Annotated in this window: 15 protein-coding genes and 1 pseudogene; 12 read left to right on the top strand and 4 right to left on the bottom strand. The window is 63.6% G+C overall.

Going from position 1 to position 20,906, the window contains the following annotated elements; all coding sequences use genetic code 11:
* Positions 1-134: 134 nt before the first annotated feature.
* A pseudogene (locus J8I87_RS40535) lies at positions 135-1,462 on the bottom strand (MFS transporter).
* Positions 1,463-1,795: 333 nt separating this feature from the next.
* On the opposite strand from J8I87_RS40535, the gene xylB reads away from it, so the two are divergent.
* Positions 1,796-3,259 carry a xylulokinase gene (xylB, locus tag J8I87_RS40530; RefSeq protein ID WP_209938089.1) on the top strand — a complete coding sequence of 488 codons (1,464 nt, stop codon included), beginning with the start codon at positions 1,796-1,798 and terminating at the stop codon, positions 3,257-3,259.
* Positions 3,260-3,293: 34 nt separating this feature from the next.
* On the opposite strand, the gene J8I87_RS40525 is transcribed toward xylB, so the two are convergent.
* Entirely contained in the window at positions 3,294-3,833 is a 540-nt protein-coding gene (locus J8I87_RS40525; protein WP_209938088.1) for a cytochrome b, read from the bottom strand.
* An 11-nt stretch (positions 3,834-3,844) separates the two neighbouring features.
* Positions 3,845-4,915, bottom strand: a complete 1,071-nt coding sequence (locus tag J8I87_RS40520) for a catalase family peroxidase (protein WP_209938087.1) — start codon at positions 4,913-4,915, stop codon at positions 3,845-3,847.
* Between the two features lie 319 nt (positions 4,916-5,234).
* Here J8I87_RS40520 and J8I87_RS40515 point away from each other — a divergent pair, with 319 nt between their 5' ends.
* On the top strand, positions 5,235-5,576 hold the full coding sequence (locus tag J8I87_RS40515; protein ID WP_209938086.1) for a DUF4148 domain-containing protein: 342 nt from the start codon (positions 5,235-5,237) through the stop codon (positions 5,574-5,576).
* Between the two features lie 82 nt (positions 5,577-5,658).
* Here the strand turns inward: J8I87_RS40515 and J8I87_RS40510 are convergent, their stop codons facing one another.
* Positions 5,659-5,982, bottom strand: coding sequence for a DUF1330 domain-containing protein (locus J8I87_RS40510; protein WP_209938084.1), 324 nt, complete (start codon positions 5,980-5,982; stop codon positions 5,659-5,661).
* 351 nt (positions 5,983-6,333) lie between these two features.
* On the opposite strand from J8I87_RS40510, the gene J8I87_RS40505 reads away from it, so the two are divergent.
* From J8I87_RS40505 to J8I87_RS40460, 10 genes are all read left to right on the top strand, one after another.
* Positions 6,334-7,131: an EAL domain-containing protein gene (locus J8I87_RS40505; protein ID WP_245254530.1), complete on the top strand. Its 798-nt coding sequence runs from the start codon at positions 6,334-6,336 to the stop codon at positions 7,129-7,131.
* 357 nt (positions 7,132-7,488) lie between these two features.
* On the top strand, positions 7,489-8,925 hold the full coding sequence (locus J8I87_RS40500) for a TldD/PmbA family protein (RefSeq protein ID WP_209938082.1): 1,437 nt from the start codon (positions 7,489-7,491) through the stop codon (positions 8,923-8,925).
* Positions 8,925-10,268, top strand: a complete 1,344-nt coding sequence (locus J8I87_RS40495; RefSeq protein ID WP_209938081.1) for a metallopeptidase TldD-related protein — start codon at positions 8,925-8,927, stop codon at positions 10,266-10,268. The genes J8I87_RS40500 and J8I87_RS40495 overlap by 1 nt, the downstream gene beginning before the upstream one ends.
* Before the next feature lie 770 nt (positions 10,269-11,038).
* Positions 11,039-13,084, top strand: a complete 2,046-nt coding sequence (pgaA, locus tag J8I87_RS40490) for a poly-beta-1,6 N-acetyl-D-glucosamine export porin PgaA (protein WP_209938080.1) — start codon at positions 11,039-11,041, stop codon at positions 13,082-13,084.
* 6 nt (positions 13,085-13,090) lie between these two features.
* Positions 13,091-15,145: a poly-beta-1,6-N-acetyl-D-glucosamine N-deacetylase PgaB gene (gene pgaB, locus J8I87_RS40485; protein WP_209938079.1), complete on the top strand. Its 2,055-nt coding sequence runs from the start codon at positions 13,091-13,093 to the stop codon at positions 15,143-15,145.
* A gap of 82 nt (positions 15,146-15,227) precedes the next feature.
* A complete protein-coding gene (pgaC, locus tag J8I87_RS40480; RefSeq protein WP_245254529.1) occupies positions 15,228-16,556 on the top strand; it encodes a poly-beta-1,6-N-acetyl-D-glucosamine synthase in 1,329 nt (442 codons plus the stop codon).
* 60 nt (positions 16,557-16,616) lie between these two features.
* Entirely contained in the window at positions 16,617-17,069 is a 453-nt protein-coding gene (locus J8I87_RS40475; RefSeq protein WP_209938076.1) for a hypothetical protein, read from the top strand.
* 46 nt (positions 17,070-17,115) lie between these two features.
* A complete protein-coding gene (glmS, locus tag J8I87_RS40470) occupies positions 17,116-18,945 on the top strand; it encodes a glutamine--fructose-6-phosphate transaminase (isomerizing) (protein ID WP_209938074.1) in 1,830 nt (609 codons plus the stop codon).
* Between the two features lie 8 nt (positions 18,946-18,953).
* A complete protein-coding gene (locus tag J8I87_RS40465; RefSeq protein ID WP_209938072.1) occupies positions 18,954-20,174 on the top strand; it encodes a hypothetical protein in 1,221 nt (406 codons plus the stop codon).
* A gap of 126 nt (positions 20,175-20,300) precedes the next feature.
* Positions 20,301-20,672 (top strand): GFA family protein, encoded by a 372-nt coding sequence (locus J8I87_RS40460; RefSeq protein ID WP_209938070.1) that lies wholly within the window; start codon positions 20,301-20,303, stop codon positions 20,670-20,672.
* Positions 20,673-20,906 lie beyond the last annotated feature (234 nt).

Genomic DNA, 20,906 nt, shown 5'->3' with positions numbered 1-20,906 from the left:
CGGATTGCCCGTGTGAAAGTAGGTAATCGTCAGGCTCCTTACCCCATGCACCAACCCCGCCCTCAAAAGCGGGGTTGGTGCGTTTACGGCGCCTGTTTTATTGCTCCGCCATTTGCGACTGAACCTGAACCGCCTTATCGCACTTCGCGCGTCTCGTGCATGAACTGCAGTGTCAGCACGGTGATTGCGCCGAGCACCATCAGAAAGACAGCGACAGGCCAATAGGCGTGGTAACTCGCAAGCAATGCAGTCGCGATCAGCGGCGACATGCCGCCCGCGAAAATGGACGCTACTTCGTGCCCGAGCGCCACGCCGGAATAACGGAATAACGCACTTCAGTGCTGAACAGTTCGCCGATGAGCGCGGGCAACGTGCCGATCATGGCGCCATGGCAGACAGCAGTGCCGAGAATGAGTGCGAGATAGATCCACGGCGCCTGATGTGTATCGAGCATCCAGAAGAATGGAAAGGCCATCACGATCAAGCCGGCGGCGCCGATCAGGTACACGGGCTTCCGCCCGATTCGATCGGACAGACGTCCCCAGGCGAGCATGGCGCCCATTTCGACGACCATCGCAAGCATCACGCCCGGCAACATCACGGAACTCGCGATACCTGCAAACTTCCCATACACCAGCGAAAACGCGAGAAAGATATAAGCGCCGCCGTTCTCCGCCACGCGCACCCCCATCGCCATCAAGATCTCTTTAGGGTGCCGCCTGACGACTTCGACAATGGGCAGATGCGTCTTCTCTCCTCGTTTGTCAGCCTGCGAGAAATCGCGGCTCTCGGGCAGGCTGCGCCGGATATAAACACCGATCGCGAAGATCACGATGCTCGCAAGAAACGGCAGCCGCCAGCCCCAACTGACAAAGTCGTCATGCGGCAGTGACTGCGCCGCGAGAAACGCGCCGGACGACAACACGAATCCACCGCCGACACCCAATTGACTCCACGCCGCGTAATAGCCGCGCTTTTCGGGCGGTGCGCTTTCACTGATCATCAGGACGCCGCCGCCCCATTCGCCGCCGGATGCGATGCCCTGCGACAGACGCAATCCGACGAGTGCAAAAGGCGCCCAGATGCCCGTTTGCGCATACATGGGCAGCAGGCCAATCGCGAAGGTTGCGAATCCCATGATAAGCAGAGTCCATACGAGCGACGCCTTGCGCCCATAGCGGTCGCCGATATGGCCGAACACGACGCCGCCCAACGGCCTTGCGACGAAACCGATTGCAAACGCGGCAAATGCGCCGAGCGTGCCGATCAGGGGATCGGCGCCTGCGGGAAAGAACAGCTGGCCGAACACGAGCGCCGCGGCCGTGCCGTACACGAAGAAGTCGTACCACTCCATCGCGTTGCCGGCGACCGACGCAATCACGATCTTGCGTAACGTCCTGTCTTCGAGCGGTGTGACGATGTCGAGCGGACCCGGCGCGTGCGAGGTTTCGATGGAAGCCATATTGAAATCCAGGTGTACGGTGAGTATTGGCATCCCAGTGTCCGCCGCGCATTTGAGTGGGTCAGATTCATCGAAAAGGGGAGAGGTCATCAGTCACGTAAATGTGGGATGAAACGCCCGATGTCGTGTACGTGACGGGTGACGTGGTAACGTTTCTCTTCAACGAGCAAATCACCGGCTGTTGTCAACGGACGAGCAAGGAGAATGCCGTGCGCCGTCATGCTCGCACGTGCATGCCGCTCGTCGTTTGCTGGTGAACACGTAGCCGTGCGCTGGCGTGTCGTCGACGTTCAGCATGCGGTGCCCACTGATGCCCGATAGCGAGGACGCGCTGTGACTTTCCTTGGAATCGACCTCGGCACATCCGAGGTAAAAGTAATTCTGACCGACAATGCATCGGCGACGCTTGCGACAAGCGGCGTCCGGCTGGACGTTGCCCAGCCGCGTCCGCACTGGTCCGAGCAGAATCCGCAAGCCTGGTGGCAGGCCACGCTCGACGGCGTGGCGGCCGTGCGTAGCGCGAACCCCGGCGCATTTGCGGCGCTGCGCGGAATCGGCCTCTCCGGGCAGATGCACGGTGCAACCCTGCTGGATCAACACGGCACCGTGCTCAGGCCCGCGATACTCTGGAACGACACGCGTGCATTTGCCGAGTGCGCGGAGTTGGAAGCCCTCGTGCCGGAGTCGCGGGAGATTACCGGCAATCTCGCGATGCCCGGTTTCACGGCACCCAAGCTTCTTTGGCTCGCGAAACACGAGCCCGATGTGTTTCGCGCTGCGTCCAAAGTACTGTTGCCCAAAGACTATCTCGCCTGGTGCCTGACGGGCGATTTCGTGTCCGACATGTCCGATGCGTCAGGCACGCTCTGGCTCGATGTCGCGCAGCGGGACTGGTCGGAGCGAATGCTCGCGGCAACGGGTCTGACGCGCGCGCATATGCCTCGCCTCGTTGAAGGGAGCGCGCCCGCCGCGCAGTTGCGTGACGAACTGCGGCGTGACTGGGGCATCGCCGGCCCCGTCGTGCTGTGCGGTGGCGCGGGGGACAACGCGGCCAGCGCAATCGGCATGGGCGTTGCGGAAGCGGGCAGCGCGTTCCTCTCGCTCGGCACCTCCGGTGTGCTGTTCGCGGGGACCGACCGCTTCGCGCCGAATCCCGCGCAAGGCGTGCATGCGTTCTGTCACTGCCTGCCGGATCGTTGGCATCAGATGAGTGTGATTCTCTCGGCGGCATCCAGTCTGGGATGGCTGTCGAAAGTCGTGGGCCGCGAAGTCGGCAGTTTGCCCGAGCTTGCAAGCACGGCCGATCCTGCCGCTGCGCCGATCTTCTTGCCCTATCTGAGCGGCGAGCGCACGCCGCACAACGATGCGAATGCGCGCGGCGTGTTCTGGGGCCTGACGGGTGCGCACACGACGGCCGATCTCGCGTACAGCGTGATGGAAGGCGTCGCGTTCGCGATGGCCGACGGCTACGCAGCGTTGCAAGGCGCGGGTACGACATTGACGAGCGCATCGTTTATCGGCGGTGGTTCGCGCAGCCCCTTCTGGGCGAATCTGTGTGCGACGGCGACAGGCATCACGATGCATCGGCACGAAGGCAGCGACGTCGGCGCGGCGCTCGGAGCGGCCCGTCTTGCGCGACTCGCGGTGACGGGCGAAGCCGTCAAGGATGTATGCCTTGCTCCGCCGACGCTCGAATCGTGCGAGCCCAACCGCGCGCAGGCGCCGCTCCTCGCCCACAGGCTCGCGCGTTATCGCAGCATTTATCAGGCGCTCAAGGCGAGCTTTGCCGCTGCGTAAATGATGAAGCCTTGCGTAGCGGCGCAGGCGACGGCTAGCGTTGTGCGCGAGCCATGCTGGAGAACACGCCGTCGCGACGGATGAGCCCGTGAAAGAGGGCGGCGGCGATATGGGCCAGCACTATCGCGAGCAACGCGAACGCGAGCCATGTGTGCAGCGCGCGCAACAGCGCAAATAGTTCGACGTTCTGCGGCACGAGCGCGGGCAAATGATATGCACCGAACAGCGTGACGGGATATCCGCCCGCACAGAGCATCGTCCAGCCGATCAGGGGCATGGCGATAAAGAGCGCGTAAAGAACGAGATGCGATGCCTTCGCTGCGAACCGCTGCAACGCAGGCATATCCGCCGGCAGGGCGGGAGCGCCGTTCCTGATGCGCACGCCGACGCGTATCAGCGCGAGAACCAGCAACGCAATGCCGAGGGGACGATGCAGCGCGATGAGTGTGGCATGCGCGTGCGAGACGGTGGCGACCATCGCGACGCCGATAAACAGCATCGCGAGAATCAGTGCGGCCATCGTCCAGTGCAGCAGACGCGCGAACGCAGAGAAATGGCGAGAGGTGTTCGTCATGACGTGTTCCGTTAAGGGGTCGGCGTGGCGGGTGCTGCATTCAGTGCTTCTTCACGCGTGCGCCGCTGGTATGACACGGCATAGGCAGCCGAACGCGCAGCGAGCAGCGGATCATCCGATGGCTTGATGCCATCCGGCAATATGGTCGGATCGAAGTTCACGTCGCGGCACACGCCATCGGCTTGAGGCGAGCTGCGTTCGACGACGATCGTGCCCGCATCGATATGCTGCCTGTCAGCAGGCCACTGTTGGGTCGCGTCATCCGTCGGATCGCCGGGACTCGCGACGGTCACGATCAGACGCCAGCGCACATTGCCGTGCTTCAGCTGTTCGTCGAGTTGCTTCGAGAGAAAGTCGGGATCGTTCTTTTCCTGCGCATCGACGGGCGCATAAGGCGTCTGCGGTTCGACCGACCAACGCACCGCATGCTCATGTCCGCCTGCGTCGATGAAGCGGAACGCGTTGATGCCGTAATACGCGGCATTGGCGAGGCTCGACGACGCGGGATGTGTCTTCACCCATTCCTGAAACGGCTTCGTTTCCGGGTTGGCAGCATAGAACGCCTTCAGTTTCGCAGGGTCGGGCCTGCCTGTTTTCGGATCGGGCTGCGCGGCGACGAGTTGCTGATAGAACTGCGCGGGCGTGTGCACGGCGAATACCGGCGTCGAGTTCATTGCCGTGCGCCACTGTTCTGCGTCGCGTTGCTTGAACAGCAGCCCCATGCTGCGCACGGGCACGCTCGCATCGGGCACGGACGGATTGCTGCCAGGAATCGCAAAGCGGCCGATGATCGGCGTGCGCCCTGGCGCGAAGACCTCCGCGCGTGAAATCGCCGCTGCATTGCCGTTGCTTTCGAAATAGCCCTCGACACACAGACCTTTTGCGTGATTGCGGCGATAACCGGGGTGCGGGCCGCCGTTGGCCTCGAACTGGTTGATGATGCCGTACGTCGAGAGGCGCGAAGGCGTGAGCCAGCCAGCCGTGTACGCGAACGCACCGGCAAGCCCCAATACCGCGACGCCTATCGCGGCAAATCTGCATGGCACGCAGTGCGTCGAGCCCGGCCCGGACTTCGAGTTCATCACGAGAGCTCCTTTTTCTATTGAAGACCTGCATGGATGCGTCAACAGAAGCGGGAGCGGGTTATTCCCGTCAGGCGACGATATTTTTCTGCGAGTGATTTTCTTCACTGCTCACATCGCGGGAATGAATCGAAAAAGTCCACGCCCGCAAAGGCGTGCGGGGCAATAGCAGCAAGCGATGGAGGGCGAGCAATTCGCTGCTGCACGCAGAGTCGAAAAAAAATTTCGGGAATAGATCGTCGCATCGCTTTGTTCATCACAGTGACGCGCCACCTATCGTGTGACGCATCGACATCACCTCAATCTGAAGGAGCCGGAAATGAAAAAGCTTGCACTGTTGACCGTTTCGATCGCCGCACTCGTTTCGACAGGATTCGCGTCTAGCGCATTCGCGCAGGAGAAAACGCGTGCAGAAGTGCGTCAGGAACTGATCCAGGCCGAGCAGAACGGGTCGCAGTTCGTGACGGACACATCGTATCCCGATGTCGCGCCTATCTATCAGCAGCAGGTCGCGCATCAAAAGGCCGCTGAAGACAGCGAAGGCGTAGGTGCGGGCATGGCCGGCACGCATGCATCAGGATCGCGGATGACGGGCGCGAACGCAGGCATGTCGTCGTGTGTCGGTCCCGTCAGCTATTGCACCGTGTACTTCGGTAGCTGAGTGCGATGCTGGCATCTGGGGGCCGCGCTCGCACGCCATGCTTCATGGCCCGGTTCCACGCCGGAACGCGCGCCCCGTTGCCTTATCCGCACAACACATCCGTCGCGACATGCGCTGCCGGCACCGCGTCGATCAGGATCACATCGCCGATCGAGTTGTGCGTGCGCAGCGGCAGGATGGCCTGGTATGCATCGGACCTGTACCACGCGCGCGCCAGATCGCGATTCGGAAATTCAATGGCGATCAGGTCGCCATGCCAGTCGCCTTCGAGCCGCTCATACCGGCCGCCATGCAGCACGAAACGTCCGCAGTAAGGCGCAAGCGTCGCATCGATACGCTCGAGGTACTCGACGATCTCCATTCCCATCTTCACTTCGTGCAGGTGCGCAACGGCAAACGTGGACATGTCTCTCTCTCCTGGACCTGGTCGTTGACGAATGAGGCCAGCATATCGGCGACTGCGCTGCACATCGATTACCTGAGAGGTAATGCGCCGCCACATGTTTCGCACACGAAACGTTATGACGCTTCCTATCGACACGAACTTTGACGCCCCATTGTCCACAGGCTAAGGCGCGATGCGGGTTCCGACGTCATGCGCCGCGATTTTCGCGCTGATGGTATGAAACGTGCATATGGGGTGGAAAAGCTGGTCCCGCCCACCCATCACACGGCCTTCCCACACACAATGGACGCTCGCCACGCAAACGCTGACGATCGCAAGGACGATACGAACTCTCCCACGACGCCGCAAACGATGCACACTGCGCGCGCGCCGCGCCCGATGACGGATCTCGAACGGCGCGTCAGCGAAGGGTTGATTGCCGGCGAGTTTCCACTCGCGTTTCAAGGCATCTACGATGTGAAGACGGGCAGGCTCGCACGCGTCGAAGCGTTGATCCGCTGGATGCATCCCGACTACGGATTGCTGTTGCCCGCTGCATTTCTCGTCGCGATCGATCATCCCCTCGTCGCGCTGCAGTTGACCTATTACGTGATCGGCAGTGCCTGCGGGACGATCGCGAATGCGCAACGTCAAGGTCAGCCGGTGTGCCCCGTCGCCGTCAACGTGCCGCCACGTGTCGTCGCTGACGAGCACTTTCCGGCGACCGTCATGCAGATCGCGCAGCTTCATGGTGTGGCGCCCGAGCTGCTCGAACTCGAACTCGTCGAGACGGAAGACGCGGCCCGCCTGCTGGCTGCGCCACTGTTGACGAGGCCGCTGCGTGGGGCAGGCGTGCGCCTCGCGATCGACGACTTCGGCACCGGCTATTCGTCGCTTGCGCTTCTGAGCACGATCGATGTGGACACTGTCAAGGTGGCGCGCGAGATGCTCAATCGTGTGCCGGGGTGTCCACGCGCTTGCGCTGTCGTAGCGTGCGTGCTGTCGATGCTCGAATGTCTCGATGTGGCCGTCGTCGTGGAGGGCGTCGAAACCAGGGCGCTCGCGCAGTGGCTTGCGCAATGGCCCAAGGTGCTGGCTCAGGGCTTCTTCTACGCGCGTCCGACCTTCGATTACGCCAGCGTACCCGTTCAGGAGCGCTGCGTCGTGTGAGCGCCCGTGCGTTGCACCGCGAGATGCGGCCTGCTGTTCGCGTTCGGAAATGCATCGTTTTGCGCGAGCGCCGTGCGAACAAAGCTGATGAAATGCAGCCATCGAACGGGAAGAAACACGCGCGCGCTCGCATACAGCGACGATGTTGAATGTGCTGTTGCGGAAAGTTCACTGCGGGAATGGGCGCTTGATTGAAGCGCGGAAAATTGACGCGGGACGGTACGTGTTCTTGCCACGGAGACGGCATGCGCGCCGCGAATGCGCGCATCGCTTACGATATCGCATGTGCGCGTGATGCGCCGCGCCTCCCGGCGCGTATTCATGCTTGCATCCGCGCGCGACATCCAGGAGCAGCCCATGAGCGAGCCATTGCTGGACCGCTTGCCGCGCGTATTGCGCAGCGATGCGCAGTTCTGGTCACTTCGCATCGTCGATGAATGCGTGGAAGATCACGCAGTTCGCAACGACGTCGCGCAGCCGCTGCGCATGTCGAGAGATCGCGGCGCGATGCTGGTAGCGTGGTGCGGAGCGGGCGCGGGCTACGCGGCAACGGCCGACATGTCGGAGAGCGGCCTGCAAGCCGCCCTCGAAATGGCGACGCAACGTGCGCAGGCCAATGCATCCGTGTCGCTGATCGATCACAGGCAGGTTGCGCGGCCCGCGGAAAGCGGTGCGTACGAATCACCCGGACTCGCGCAACGTCTGCCCGACAGACGCGAATGGCTCGAGCGTTTGCAGCATGAATGCGCGGCGGCGAACCTCGACAGCCGCATCGTCGAACGCATGGCGGCCGTGCAGATCACGCATGCCGGGCAGACTTATCTGACGAGCGACGGCGTTCGCATCGAGCAGCGCTTTCGCTTCATGCTGCCGCAAATCGCAGTGACGGCACATGACGAGGGCGTGACGCAGGTTCGCACGCTCGGCGGCGATTTCGGCACGCTTGCGCAAGGCGGGACCGACGTGCTCACGCACTTCGGGCTGGACGGCGCAAGCGTGCGCGTCGCGGATGAAGCGTTGCAACTGCTCGCCGCGCCCAATTGCCCGTCTGGTCCGCGCGATCTGCTGCTGATGCCCGATCAGATGATGCTGCAGATTCATGAATCGATCGGACATCCACTCGAACTCGACCGCATTCTCGGCGACGAACGCAACTTCGCGGGCTGGAGCTTCGTGAAGCCGGAGTACTTCGGTTCATATCGCTATGGATCGGCGCTGCTGAACGTCACATTCGATCCGCACCAGCGCGAAGAGGCCGCGAGCTACGCATTCGATGACGACGGCACGCGCGCGACACGCGAGTACCTGATCCGCGACGGCATTCTTGTGCGGCCGCTCGGCGGCTCGCTGTCCCAGCAGCGCGCGCGGCTTGCGGGTGTCGCCAATTCGCGCGCGTCGAGCTGGAACCGGCCGCCCATCGACCGCATGGCCAATCTGAACGTCGAACCGGGCGCCAGTACGCTCGACGACATGATCGCGAACATCGAAAACGGCATCCTGATGCAGACCAACACGTCGTGGTCGATCGACGATCAGCGCAACAAGTTTCAGTTCGGCTGTGAGTATGGTCGTCTGATCGAGAACGGCAAGCTCACTCGGGTCGTGCGTCAACCGAACTACCGTGGTATCTCGGCGAGCTTCTGGCGCAGTCTCGTCGCGGTGGGCAACGAGGCGACGCGTGGCGTGTACGGCACGTCGATGTGCGGCAAGGGGGAGCCGATGCAGATCATCCGGGTCGGCCATGCATCGCCCGCTTGCGTGTTCAGCCATGTCGATGTCTTCGGAGGCGCGTGATGGACGACACTCGTGCATTCATCAGCCGCGCGCACTTCATGTCGCTTGCGAGCGAGATCGAGCAGCGGCTCTCGTCCAGCGAGATCGCGCTGACATGGCTTGCCGCCGAGCAGTCCGACTTTATTCGCTTCAACGAAGGCAAGGTTCGTCAGACGGGCCGCGTATCGCAGGGCAGCCTGACGGTGCGGCTGATCGACGGACAACGGCAAGCGTATTCGACGCTTACGTTATGCGGCAATCTGAAGACCGACACAGACGCGATCACCGATGCCATTGCGACGCTGCGCGACGGACTGCGCGACGCACCCGATGATCCGCATTTGCTGTTCGACACGGCGGCATGGTCGGAATCGACGCAACGCGCGGGCACGCTGCCGTCGCCTGACACGTTGCCGCATGTCGTCGCGCAATGCGCGCGCGGTCTAGACTTCGTCGGCTTTCATGCGGGCGGCACGATTGCGCGCGGCTTCGCATCGTCGCTTGGCAGCCGCGGCTGGCATGAAGTGGAGAACTTCAATTTCAGCTGGTCGCTTTACGACGCGAGCGGGCGTGCAATCAAAAGCCACTACGCGGGCGACACGTGGAGCGACGCCGTGTTCGCAAACAAGGTCGAAGAGGGCGCGGCCCGCATGCCCGTCCTCGCTCGCGCGCCGCGTGTTCTGAGGCCGGGCCGCTATCGCGCGTACTTCGCCCCGGCCGCCTTGCAGGGGCTGATGGAGTCGGCGTCTTTCAGCGCCTTCTCCGCGCGCACGCAAGCGACGGCGCGTAACGAGTTCTACCGTCTGAACATCGGAGAAGTGTCGCTCGATCCGCGTGTCACGCTGACGGAAGACCTGACGCTCGACATCACGCCGCGCTTCAACGAAGACGGCTATCGGCGCGAGAGCGTCACGCTGATCGAAGCCGGGCGTGCCGTTCATCAATTGACGAACGCACGCACGGCGCGCGAATACGGGCTCACGCCGAACGGCGCGACGGCCGGTGAAGCGCCTTCCGCGCTTTCAATGCAAGGCGGCGATCTTGCGCAGGCCGATGTGCTTCATTCGCTCGACACAGGTCTCTATATCGGCAACCTGTGGTACGTCAACTTCTCGGACCGGATGAACTGCCGGATGACGGGCATGACGCGCTTCGCGACGTTCTGGGTCGAAGGCGGCCGCATCGTCGCGCCCGTCGACGCGATGCGCTTCGACGACAGTCTTTACGCAATCCTCGGCAGCGAACTCGAACGGATCGGCGAACAGCCCGAACTGCTCCTGAACGACTGGACCTGGGGCGAGCGCGCAACGGGCGGCATGAAGCTGCCTGGCCTGCTCGTGCGTTCGTTCGAGCTGACGCTATGACGCGGATGATCTCACTGCATCCGTGCGTCGCGGCGTGAAACGAGACGGCGTTGCGCGCCCAAGCGGCGTCCACACGCTGAGCGGTTTGAACATCCCGTCGGATCACTCCGTCATCATCTGTTCTTGCGCATCGTCGATCACAGTGCGATGCGCTTGTCGCGGGGCGCGTTTCGCTCCGCCTGTCTTCATCTTCGCTTTTCGTCCTCGTTTGTGCAGCGAGACAATAGCCGACGCCTGATTACCTGCTCTGTTCGCTGGCGCACATCGAATGAAGCGGCGACTGAATGCGCGATTGACGTCGCGCGCTGCTATTCCAGTGGATGACTTTGGCTCTCGCTGTCCGTGCCGTTTCAACCTTGAATCAAAGCACGCGGCTGTTGCGATGCACAAGCATGGTCTTTGCTGCGCATGGCTTTGCGTCGGATTTCGACGCGTCTTTTCTCCGCTTGGGAATCGTTCCGGATTTGATCGGCATTGCATGGTGAGTTCATCGGCGAAACGTTTTTGATAATTTGCGTCGTACTTTCAGACGTTTCTCTCGAAGCGGGCCTTTAAACAGAGCGATTCGCGGGGTGCTGGTATGGACTTCGCTATAAGCGTCGCCGCGTAGATCGCAAGTCCGGTGCGCGACGCAAGAACCGGCCTCCGATACAAGACGCTGAACTCCACGCCGTTCTCTGGGCTATGCGACCGTCGTTGCTCTCCATGCGCCATTCGCATGGCGCAGGGACTCGCTTTGTCTGGGGTTTGGCACCGACAAGCGAGGAACCATGAAAACCAAACGCTCTAGCCGACACAAGCACGCCGCAGTCAAGGCGACCGCCTTGCTGCTGGTGCTGCTTGCGCGCGACTACTGCGCAGCGCAGCCGACCACTGCGTCCGATACCACGGGGAAAGCCGCAGAAGGACAGGTCGCGCAAGGCAAGGCGGACACGGAGCGCGAGCAGCTGCGCAAACGCATCTTCGCGGAGGCAGGCGCAGGCGCGGCGCAACTCGCGTTGCAGGAAGCGCGAGCGAGCCGCGATGCGTTTTCCGATCATGACCTCTTCCAGATCGAAGCGCTCGTCGTCGAAACGGAAGTGCACTGGGGCCGGCAACAATCGCTCGCTTCCGATGAAGCAGACCGGCTCGCGCAGACGAAGGCGGCGCTCGCGCACATCGACGACGTGCTCGCGCGCATGCCCTCGTCGGATGAATACGCGGACGTGCGCCGCTCGGTGCTCGTCGAAAGAGTCGCGGCATTGCAGGGACTCGGCCGCATGAAGGAAGCGACGGCGCTCTACGAAGACCTGTCGCGCTCGAACCAGCCGATGCCCGCGCGCACCTATGCCGCGGCGGGCGACGCGTACACGTATCTCGACCAGCCGCGCAAGGCCGCGCCTGCTTACGAGCGCGCGCTGCAGACGCCTGTCGAGCCCCTTGTGCCATCCGTCGAGCCGCATGCGCTCAAACGCATCGACGTGCAGGAAGGGCTCTTTTTCGCGTACCTCGATTCGGGCCGCTACGACACCGCGCAGCAACTGCTCAAGAAGATTTCGGCCAACACGCCGCTTCGCGCGGATCTGGCCGAGCATCCCGAGGATGTCAACGAAGACTATGGCCGCGTGAAGAAGCTGCAGGCGCAATACCTGCTGTACACCGACCGCACGCGCGAAGGCGTCGCCGCGCTCGACGAGCTGCGTCACGAAGCGCCGTTCGATCCCGCGCTCATCAGCGCGCGCTCCGATGCATCGCTCGTGCAGCAGCGTCCGCATGAAGCGCAGAAGGTCTACGAAGGCACGCTCGTCGATCACCCCGGCGACATCGAAACGCTCGCGGGACTCGGACGCACCGCGCTCGAACTGAATCAGTACGACCGCGCGGCGGAAGTGAACGCGACCTTCGGCGACCGCTTTCCCGACAACAACACGGTGAAGACCTTCCAGCGCGATTTCGTCGCCTATCAGAGCCCGCAGCTGATCATCGCGGCGAACGGGCAGAAGGGCAACTCGGTCATCGCGGACAACGACTGGGGCGTCGACACGCAGCTCTATTCGATGCCGATCGCGAACTACTGGCGCGTGTTCGCGCATCAGTTCAGCGGCCGCGCGGATACGGGCGATGGCCAGAGCGTGAGCCGCATTCGCAACGGCATCGGCGGCGACTTCCGCTTTCGCGGCATCGATGCAGCAGCGGAAGTCGATCGCTCGACGGGCGGGCAAGCGAAGACAGGCGGCGCAGGCAGCCTCGGCTATGCCCCCGACGATCACTGGCGCTTTTCGGCGGGCGTCGACAGCAACGTCAACACGCTGCCGTGGAAGGCGTATCAGGCGGGCGTCACAGGGCGTGCGGCGACCGGCGGCGTGCGCTACAGCATCGACGACTATCGCTACTTCGATCTGACCTACGGCGCGGCGCGCTATAGCGACACCAACCTGAATCAGGCTTGGGTGGGCACGTGGTACGAGCGCCTCATCAACACGCCGATCCATCTGGTCGCGACGTGGGTCGAGCTGAACACGAGCAGCAATACGCTCGCCAACACCGCGTACTTCGCGCCCCATCGCGACATGACGGCGCAACTGACGGCGATGTACCAGTGGACATCGTGGCGCAACGCGGACCAGTCGCTCGCGAACCGCGCGTACGCGACGCTCGGCGGCTACCGGCAAACGGATATCGGCAACAGCCTGCTGTGGGAAGTGCGTGTCGAACAGCAGTGGCAGTTCAGCGCGCACGCATCGCTCGCTTATGGGCTTGGCGTCTCCAGCCAGCGCATGGACCGCACGCGCGAGAACAGCAAGCTCATCTACCTGAACCTGAACATTCCTCTGTAGGCGCTCATGGACAAGCTCAATCGCAGACGTTTTCTCGCTTTCGCAGCCGCTTCCGCGGCCGGTATGTCCGCCGTGCCCGCCGCGCACGCACGCATCGCGCTCGACCGTCTGCCGCCGCCCGATGCCGACGATGGCCTCACGTTCCGCGTGCTCGCCATTCACGATATCCGCGACGACCTGCACGCGGATGTCGGCACGGTCGCCGATACCTGCGCGATCAGCACGGCCACGCTCAACACGATCTTCGCGTGGCTGAAGGCGAAGGACTTTCGTCCCGTCAGCGTCGACCAGATCGTCGCGTCGCGCAACGGCGGGCCGCGCCTGCCGCCGCGCGCCGTCCTGCTCACGTTCGACGATGCCTACAAGAGCCAGTACACGCGCGCGTTTCCGCTCCTGCAGCAGTACGGTTATCCCGCGCTGATCGGCGTCGTCACGCGCTGGACCGACACGCCCGCGGGCGACCCCGTGCGCATCAGCCACAAGTCCGTGATGCCGCCGGGCTACTTCATGAGCTGGGACGATCTGCGCGAGATGGCGAACTCCGGCCTCGTCGAAGTGGCCTCGCACACGCACGACATGCATCACGGCGCGCTCGCCAATCCGCAAGGCAACGAACTGCCCGCCGCGAGCGCGCATCTGTATTACCCGGAACTGCAACGCTACGAGACGGACGAAGAGTATCAGGCGCGCGTGCGCGGCGACCTGAAGACGAGCGTCGATCTGATCCAGGACCGCACGGGCGTGACGGTGCGCTCCGCCGTGTGGCCGTATGGGATGTACAACGCAGCGCTCATCAAGGCGTCGCAGGCGCTCGGCATGTCCGTGCATTTCACGCTCGACGACGGCCCGAATACGCCCGATGTGCCGCTCACGCAGATCCGCCGCCTGCTCGTGTCGTATGACTGGGACGTCGGCACGCTGATCGCGCAGATGCGTTCGTCGCGCGACTATCGCGGCGAGCACAATCCCGTCGAGCGCGTGGTCAACGTGTCGCTCGACGAGATGTACGACAGCGATCCCAACAGGAGCGAAGAGAAGCTCGGCCGTCTGCTCGACCGCATCAAGGATCTCGAACCGAAGTCGGTCTATCTGAAGGCGTACTGGGACCCCGACGATACGGGCGTCGCGCGCGCGATGTACTTCCCGAACCGCCACATGCCGATGCGCGCCGACCTGTTCAACCGTGTCGCGTGGCAACTGATCACGCGCGCGGGCGTGCAGGTGTATGCGCGCATGCCGCTGCTCGCGTTCGATCTGCCGACGGGACATGCAGCGGCAGGGCGTCTCGTCGAAGTGGCGGCGAACAGCCCGGCCGATGCGCAACGCGCGCGCACGCCGCGCCTGAGTCCGTTCGATCCGCTTGCGCGTCAAACGATTCAGGACATCTACGACGACCTCACGCGCTATTCGAGCTTCAACGGCGTCGTGTTCGGTTCGGACGCGACGTTAAACGCCTACGAGGACACGAGCGCGTCGGCGTTGGCCGTGTACCGCTCGTGGGGACTGCCCGGGGATCTCGCGCAGATTCATGCGTCCGACGACCTGTTTCAGCGCTGGGCAAAAAACCGGACCGCGTATCTGACCACGTTCACGAATCAACTCGCCGAGCGCGTGCGCGCCTATCAGGGCGGCGGCAACGTGCTGACGGCGCGCGCGTTGCCCGCCGAGGCCGTGTTCGATGCGAACCCCGAACGCAATTTCTCGCTGAGCCTCGCGTCGTCGCTGGCGGGTTACGACTTCGTCGCGCTGACGGCGGCGCCGCGCGCGCACACCGGGCGCATCAGCGATGCATGGCTCGACAGTCTGCGGCAAGCCGTGTTGAGGCAGCCGGGCGCGGCCACCAAAACCGTGTTCGAGTTGCCCGCCGTCGATGCGCAGACCCAGCAGCCCGTCGAGGCGGCGGTGCTGCGCGCGCAGATGAAACGGCTCAACGCCGCGGGCGTCGTGCACCTGGGCTATGGGCCGGACGACTTCCTGAAGAACCGGCCGGACACGACGGTGCTGCGCGACGTGATGTCGGTGCAAAGCACGTTGAGATCGAATCAGGGGATGTTGGGCTGAGCATCGCGCGACGGGTTTCAATCCGAGGGACAACAGCCCGCGCGATGCCAACCTCGACCAGGGGACCAGAATGAAGAACGTAATGAGCGTCATCTCGAACTTTGTCTTTTATTACCCGCTGTTGATGGCCTATCTGTGGATGGTGGGCGGGATGCTTCACTACCTGCTGATCGAGCGCCGGGACGCGGGGCACAAGGCGGCGCCGCCGCTTGCCGCATATCCGAAGGTGTCCGTCGTGGTGCCTTGCTACAACGAAGCGGACAATGTGCGCGAAGTGATCGCGTGTCTCGATCAGCTGAACTATCCGAACTACAACATCATCGCGATCAACGACGGCAGCCGTGACGAAACGGGCGCGATTCTCAACCAGCTCGTGCATGTCTATCCGAAGCTGGTCGTCGTGCATCAGCACCAGAACGAGGGCAAGGCGATCGGCCTCACGACGGCTGCAATGCTGTCGGACGCCGAGTACCTGATGTGCATCGACGGCGATTCGCTGCTCGACAAGGAAGCGATCGGCTGGATGCTGCGCCACTTCCTCGACGACGCGTCCGTCGGCGCGGTGACGGGCAACCCGCGCATCCGCACGCGCTCGTCGCTGCTTGGGCGCATGCAGGTCGGCGAGTTCTCGTCGATTGTCGGTCTCATCAAGCGCACGCAGCACATGTATGGGCGTTTGCTGACGGTGTCGGGCGTGGTGTCGATGTTCAGCAAGCGCGCGCTGCAGGAAGTCGGCTACTGGAGCTCGGACATGCTGACGGAAGACATCGACATCAGCTGGAAGCTTCAGGTGCAGGGCTGGGGCGTGCACTTCGAGTCGCGCGCGCTCAGTTGGATCCTGATGCCGGAGACGCTGCGCGGTCTCTACAAGCAGCGTCTGCGCTGGGCGAAGGGCGGCATCCAGGTGCTCTTCAAGTATGCGGGCGCCGTGCTGTCACGCCGCAACATGATGATGTGGCCGATCTTCGTCGAGTACGCGATCAGCATCGTGTGGGCGTACTGCATGCTGTTCACGCTCGTAATGATGGCGGTCACCGCGCTGTTCACGCTGCCTGAAAGCTGGCGCTTCGGGTTGGTGCCGCGCGGCACGGGGGTGCTGCTGTTCGCGACCTGCTGCGCGCAGATTCTGATCGGCTGCATGATCGACCGGCGCTACGACAAGAACCTGATGCGCTACTTCATCGACACCGTCTGGTATCCCGCTGCGTTCTGGGCGATCAGCATGATCGCATCGGTGATCGCGCTGCCTGGCGTGATCAGCCAGCGCCGCAGAACGCGTGCGCGCTGGGTCAGCCCGGACCGCGGCATCCGTTCGAGCGGCGCGCTGTCCGCCGATGGATCGGCAACGCTTCTTGAGCAACGGACCACGCAGCAGTTCGGCGCGACGCTGGAAGCGCCGCAGACGAAGTAACGCAGTCGCCGTGAAGCATTCGAAGTGACATCGGTCAACATTCTCGACAGGGACAACAACATGGAATACCCGATCATCGACGTTTCGAAGCAGTCCGTCTCGCAGTTCGCTACCGAATGCAGCAAGGCAAAAGCCGTGCGCTTCGTCGCGTGGTATCGCTTCGTGCGGCCCGCGCTCGTGCTGGGCACCTGGGTGCTCGCCGCCATCTATATCCGCTGGTGTCTCGCGAACGCGAGTGAAGAAGAGCTGTCGCTGGAGGCGTTCATGCCGGGCATTGCGGGCATCGGCATCGTCGCGCTGTCGATGATTCTGTGGACCTTCGGCCGCCAGATCGATGCGATGAGCGCGAACCGCGTGCGCCGCATGCCGGAGACGAGCGATGCGCCGCCCGCGCACACGACGCACGAAATTCCGCAAGGCGATGCGGGCCGCTGCCTCGTCGCGTATCACGACGACGACGGGATGATCTTGCATGTCGTCACGATGCCCGAGTTCGAGCGGAAGGCCGCGTGAGCGGGCCCCAATCGAAACACACAACATCGCGCACCAGGAGACCATCATGTGCGGAATCGTAGGGGCAGTGGCGCAACGCGACGTGGTCGGCGTGCTCACGGAAGGCTTGCGCCGGCTCGAATATCGCGGCTATGACTCGTGCGGCGTGGCCGTCCTGCAGCACGGTGCGCCGCGCCGCGTGCGCAGCGTCGAGCGCGTCGCGAACCTCGAGGAGCAGGTCGAACAGGCGCGGCTGTCGGGCACGATCGGCGTTGCGCACACGCGCTGGGCGACGCACGGCGCGCCCGTCACCGACAACGCACATCCGATTTTTTCGCGCGACGAAATCGCGCTGGTTCACAACGGCATCATCGAAAACCATGAGCCGCTGCGCGACGAATTGATCGCGCTCGGCTATGCGTTCGAATCGGATACCGACACGGAAGTGATCGCGCATCTGATTCACCACACGCGCGAGCAGGATGCGTCGCGCGATCTGCTGACAGCCGTGCAGCGCGCATTGCGGCGCTTGCGCGGTGCGTATGCGATCGCCGTGTTTGCGAAGAGCGAGCCGGATCGCGTGATCGGCGCGCGCGCCGGTTCGCCGCTCGTGATCGGCATTGGCGAGCGCGGCAACTATCTGGCGTCGGACGCGATGGCGCTGTCGGGGACGGCCGGCCGTTTCATCTTCCTCGAAGAAGGCGACGTCGCCGTGCTCTCGTGCGACGGCGTGCATATCGTCGACCGCGACGGCGCGACCGTGCGCCGCGAAGTGCAGACGCAGCACGCGAGCCACCATGCGGCCGAACTCGGCCCGTATCGTCATTACATGCAAAAGGAAATCTTCGAGCAGCCTGACGTCGTCGCCGACGCGACGGAGCGCGTACGCGCGATCTCGCCCGCGTTGTTCGGCGCGAACGCCCAGCGCGCGTTCGGCGATATCGACTCGCTGCTGCTGCTCGCATGCGGCACCAGCTATTACTCGGCATTGACGGCGAAGTACTGGTTGGAATCGATCGCGGGAATTCCAACCCAGGTGGAGATCGCAAGCGAATACCGCTATCGCGAGAGCGTGGTGAATCCGTGTGCGATGGTGGTCGTCGTGTCGCAATCGGGCGAGACGGCCGATACGCTCGCGGCGCTCAGGCACGCGCAACAGATCGGTCATCACCATACGCTCGCGATCTGCAACGTGCCGCATAGCTCGATGATGCGGCTCACGGAATTGCAATACCTGACGGGCGCGGGTCCTGAGATCGGCGTCGCGTCGACGAAGGCGTTCACGACGCAACTGGTCGCGCTCTATCTGCTGGCGCTCACGCTCGCCAAGGAGCGCGGCCGTGTGAGCGCCGACGACGAAGCGCATGCACTGCGCCAGCTGCATCATCTGCCTGCCGCGCTGAACAGCGTGCTCGCGCTGGAGCCGCAGATCGTCGCGTGGGCACAGGCGCTCGCGCGCAAGAATCATGCGCTCTTTCTCGGGCGCGGCGTGCACTATCCGATTGCGCTCGAAGGCGCGCTCAAGCTCAAGGAAATCTCGTACGTGCATGCGCAAGCGTATCCCGCGGGCGAACTGAAGCATGGGCCCCTTGCGCTCGTCACGAACGAGATGCCTGTCATCACGATCGCGCCGAACGACGCGCTGCTCGAAAAGCTCAAGTCGAACATGCAGGAAGTGCGCGCGCGCGGCGGCCAGCTCTATGTGCTTGCCGACGCGGGCACGCGGATCGAGAGTGCCGATGGCTTGCGCGTGATCCAGTTGCGGGAGCACTACGGGCCGCTGTCGCCGATCCTGCATGTGGTGCCGTTGCAGTTGCTCGCGTATCACACGGCCTGCATGCGCGGCACGGATGTGGACAAGCCGCGCAACCTCGCGAAATCCGTCACGGTAGAGTGAAGGCGCTCATGCGGACCCTGCTCGCAGCACTCGCCGTCGCGGCCGGCGCGGCCGTCGCATCCGGCCTCGTCCCGACCGCATTCGCGAGCGGGGCGAAGACCGCGAAGAACGCGCGCGTGCCGACGGGCGACCTGCGCGCGTGGATGCACGGGATCGGCGCGATCACGGATGAGCAGGGCGTAACGACCGTGTTCTTCAGCAGTTCGGGCCTGCCGCCTCGCGGCCCGGGCCGCGACCGCAACTGGACGCACGACGTCTATGTGGCGCGCTGGACGCCGCAGCAGGCGAGCCTCGGGCGGCCGCGCGTGTTCATCAGCCGTCCAGAGGCGCAGGAGCCCGTGTCCGTCGCGCAGAGCGATACGGGCCGCGTGATGGTGTCGTTCGAGGACGGCTGGAATACGCCCAATGAAGTGAGCCAGCGCTATGGCGTCTACACGTCCCGTCTGAAGGGCGTGAAGCCGTATCCGAACGACGTGCTGTCGGGCGGGCACTCGGGGCATGTGGCCGCCGTTGGCTCGCGCTTCGTCGTGTTCTATTCGAACGACTGGGTGAACGGCGGCGGTGTCGATAACCTCGGCACGGGCGGCGGCGTCTATGTGAAGACCTACGACGCCGATGGCGCGCTGCTGCAGGCCATCGATGTCGCGCCGCGCGTGCGCGAATGGTGGCCGATGATCGCCGGCTCGCCGACGCGCGCGCTGCTCGTCTGGCAGCAGTACGTGAGCGGCGAGACGTACGCGCGGCTGAAGATCGCGACGCTCGATCCGTCGACGGGCGCGCTCAGCGAGCCGCGCGTGATCGCGCAGCGTCTGCAGTACTACACCTATGCCGCCGCCTGGGCGCCGTCCGTCGACCGCTTCATCGTCGTCGCGACGGACGACAGGGGCCGGGGCTTTGCGCAGCTGATCGATGGCAACGGACAGACGACGGCGACGCTAGACTGCATGCCCGCTTCGGTGCGCGAGGCGGGCATTGCCGTGATCGGCGAGCGCGCGTTCACCCCATCGCAGGATAGCCGGCTGCTGCATCTGAAGCTCACGCCCGCGTCGATCGAACTGGCGGGCACGCAGGCGTCGCCGATCAAATGGACCTATACGGGCAGCGTCGGGCTGGTGCGCTCGCCGACGCAGTTACATTGGGTTGCGACCAGCCCGACGGGGCTTCAGGAAGCCGACTTCGATCTGAACGCTGTCAAGGTGCCTGATGAAAAGGATCGATGCCGGGGATAATGTTCGCGGCTAGCCAATACATGCGGGGCGCCCTGCATTTGTATCGCTGTACGCCCCGGATACATTGGGACACAAAGCCGGGGAGCCGCCAGGGTATAAAGGCGGCATTGCATAGAGGAGCACGTCATGACACCCCAGGTCCATCGAGGCTCGTGCCATTGCGGCGCGGTTACGTTCGAAGTCGAGACGCCCGTCACGCCCGCCGCCCGGTGCAACTGCAGCCTGTGCCGGCGCAAGGGCGCGCTGATGTCGCCGTTTTTTCCCGCAGAGGCGCTGCGCATCACGTCGGGTAAGGACGACCTGACGCTGTATCAGTTCAACACGCGTGTTGCGAAGCACTATTTCTGCAAGCACTGCGGGATCTATCCTTTTCATCAGACGCGTAAGGACGCGAGTCTGTGGCGGGTGAACCTTGGCTGCCTCGATGGCGTCGATCCTTATGCGTTGGAGGCGTCGGTATCGGACGGGGCGAGCCTGTCTGTGGTGGATGATGCGTAATATGATGTCTGCGATTGATGTTTGCGATTGATGTCTGCGACGCGGGTTGTTTTTGAGGCTGTCGCTGGCGTTTGCAATGCGGTTCACCTTGCCATTTCGCTGGCATCCGCGATAGCGGTTTGTTTTGCCGCTGTCGCTGGCATCCGCGATAGCGGTTTGTTTTGCCGCTGTCGCTGGCATCCGCGATAGCGCCTCGCGGCGCGGGCGTCGCCCCTGTGCGGGGCGGCACTTACT

The organism is Paraburkholderia sp. LEh10 (assembly GCF_017814945.1).
Taxonomy (GTDB): domain Bacteria; phylum Pseudomonadota; class Gammaproteobacteria; order Burkholderiales; family Burkholderiaceae; genus Paraburkholderia.
This window is presented reverse-complemented; position numbering and strand designations above follow the sequence as displayed.

What these genes read in the sequence shown, in the direction of transcription:
- pgaB (WP_209938079.1), top strand. Translation starts at nt 13,091, where the DNA reads ATGGACAAGCTCAATCGCAGACGTTTTCTCGCTTTCGCAGCCGCTTCC.
- J8I87_RS40515 (WP_209938086.1), top strand. Translation starts at nt 5,235, where the DNA reads ATGAAAAAGCTTGCACTGTTGACCGTTTCGATCGCCGCACTCGTTTCG.
- J8I87_RS40500 (WP_209938082.1), top strand. Translation starts at nt 7,489, where the DNA reads ATGAGCGAGCCATTGCTGGACCGCTTGCCGCGCGTATTGCGCAGCGAT.
- J8I87_RS40510 (WP_209938084.1), bottom strand. Translation starts at nt 5,982, where the DNA reads ATGTCCACGTTTGCCGTTGCGCACCTGCACGAAGTGAAGATGGGAATG.
- J8I87_RS40525 (WP_209938088.1), bottom strand. Translation starts at nt 3,833, where the DNA reads ATGACGAACACCTCTCGCCATTTCTCTGCGTTCGCGCGTCTGCTGCAC.
- J8I87_RS40520 (WP_209938087.1), bottom strand. Translation starts at nt 4,915, where the DNA reads ATGAACTCGAAGTCCGGGCCGGGCTCGACGCACTGCGTGCCATGCAGA.
- J8I87_RS40475 (WP_209938076.1), top strand. Translation starts at nt 16,617, where the DNA reads ATGGAATACCCGATCATCGACGTTTCGAAGCAGTCCGTCTCGCAGTTC.
- J8I87_RS40460 (WP_209938070.1), top strand. Translation starts at nt 20,301, where the DNA reads ATGACACCCCAGGTCCATCGAGGCTCGTGCCATTGCGGCGCGGTTACG.
- pgaA (WP_209938080.1), top strand. Translation starts at nt 11,039, where the DNA reads ATGAAAACCAAACGCTCTAGCCGACACAAGCACGCCGCAGTCAAGGCG.
- J8I87_RS40495 (WP_209938081.1), top strand. Translation starts at nt 8,925, where the DNA reads ATGGACGACACTCGTGCATTCATCAGCCGCGCGCACTTCATGTCGCTT.
- glmS (WP_209938074.1), top strand. Translation starts at nt 17,116, where the DNA reads ATGTGCGGAATCGTAGGGGCAGTGGCGCAACGCGACGTGGTCGGCGTG.
- J8I87_RS40505 (WP_245254530.1), top strand. Translation starts at nt 6,334, where the DNA reads ATGCACACTGCGCGCGCGCCGCGCCCGATGACGGATCTCGAACGGCGC.
- J8I87_RS40465 (WP_209938072.1), top strand. Translation starts at nt 18,954, where the DNA reads ATGCGGACCCTGCTCGCAGCACTCGCCGTCGCGGCCGGCGCGGCCGTC.
- pgaC (WP_245254529.1), top strand. Translation starts at nt 15,228, where the DNA reads ATGAGCGTCATCTCGAACTTTGTCTTTTATTACCCGCTGTTGATGGCC.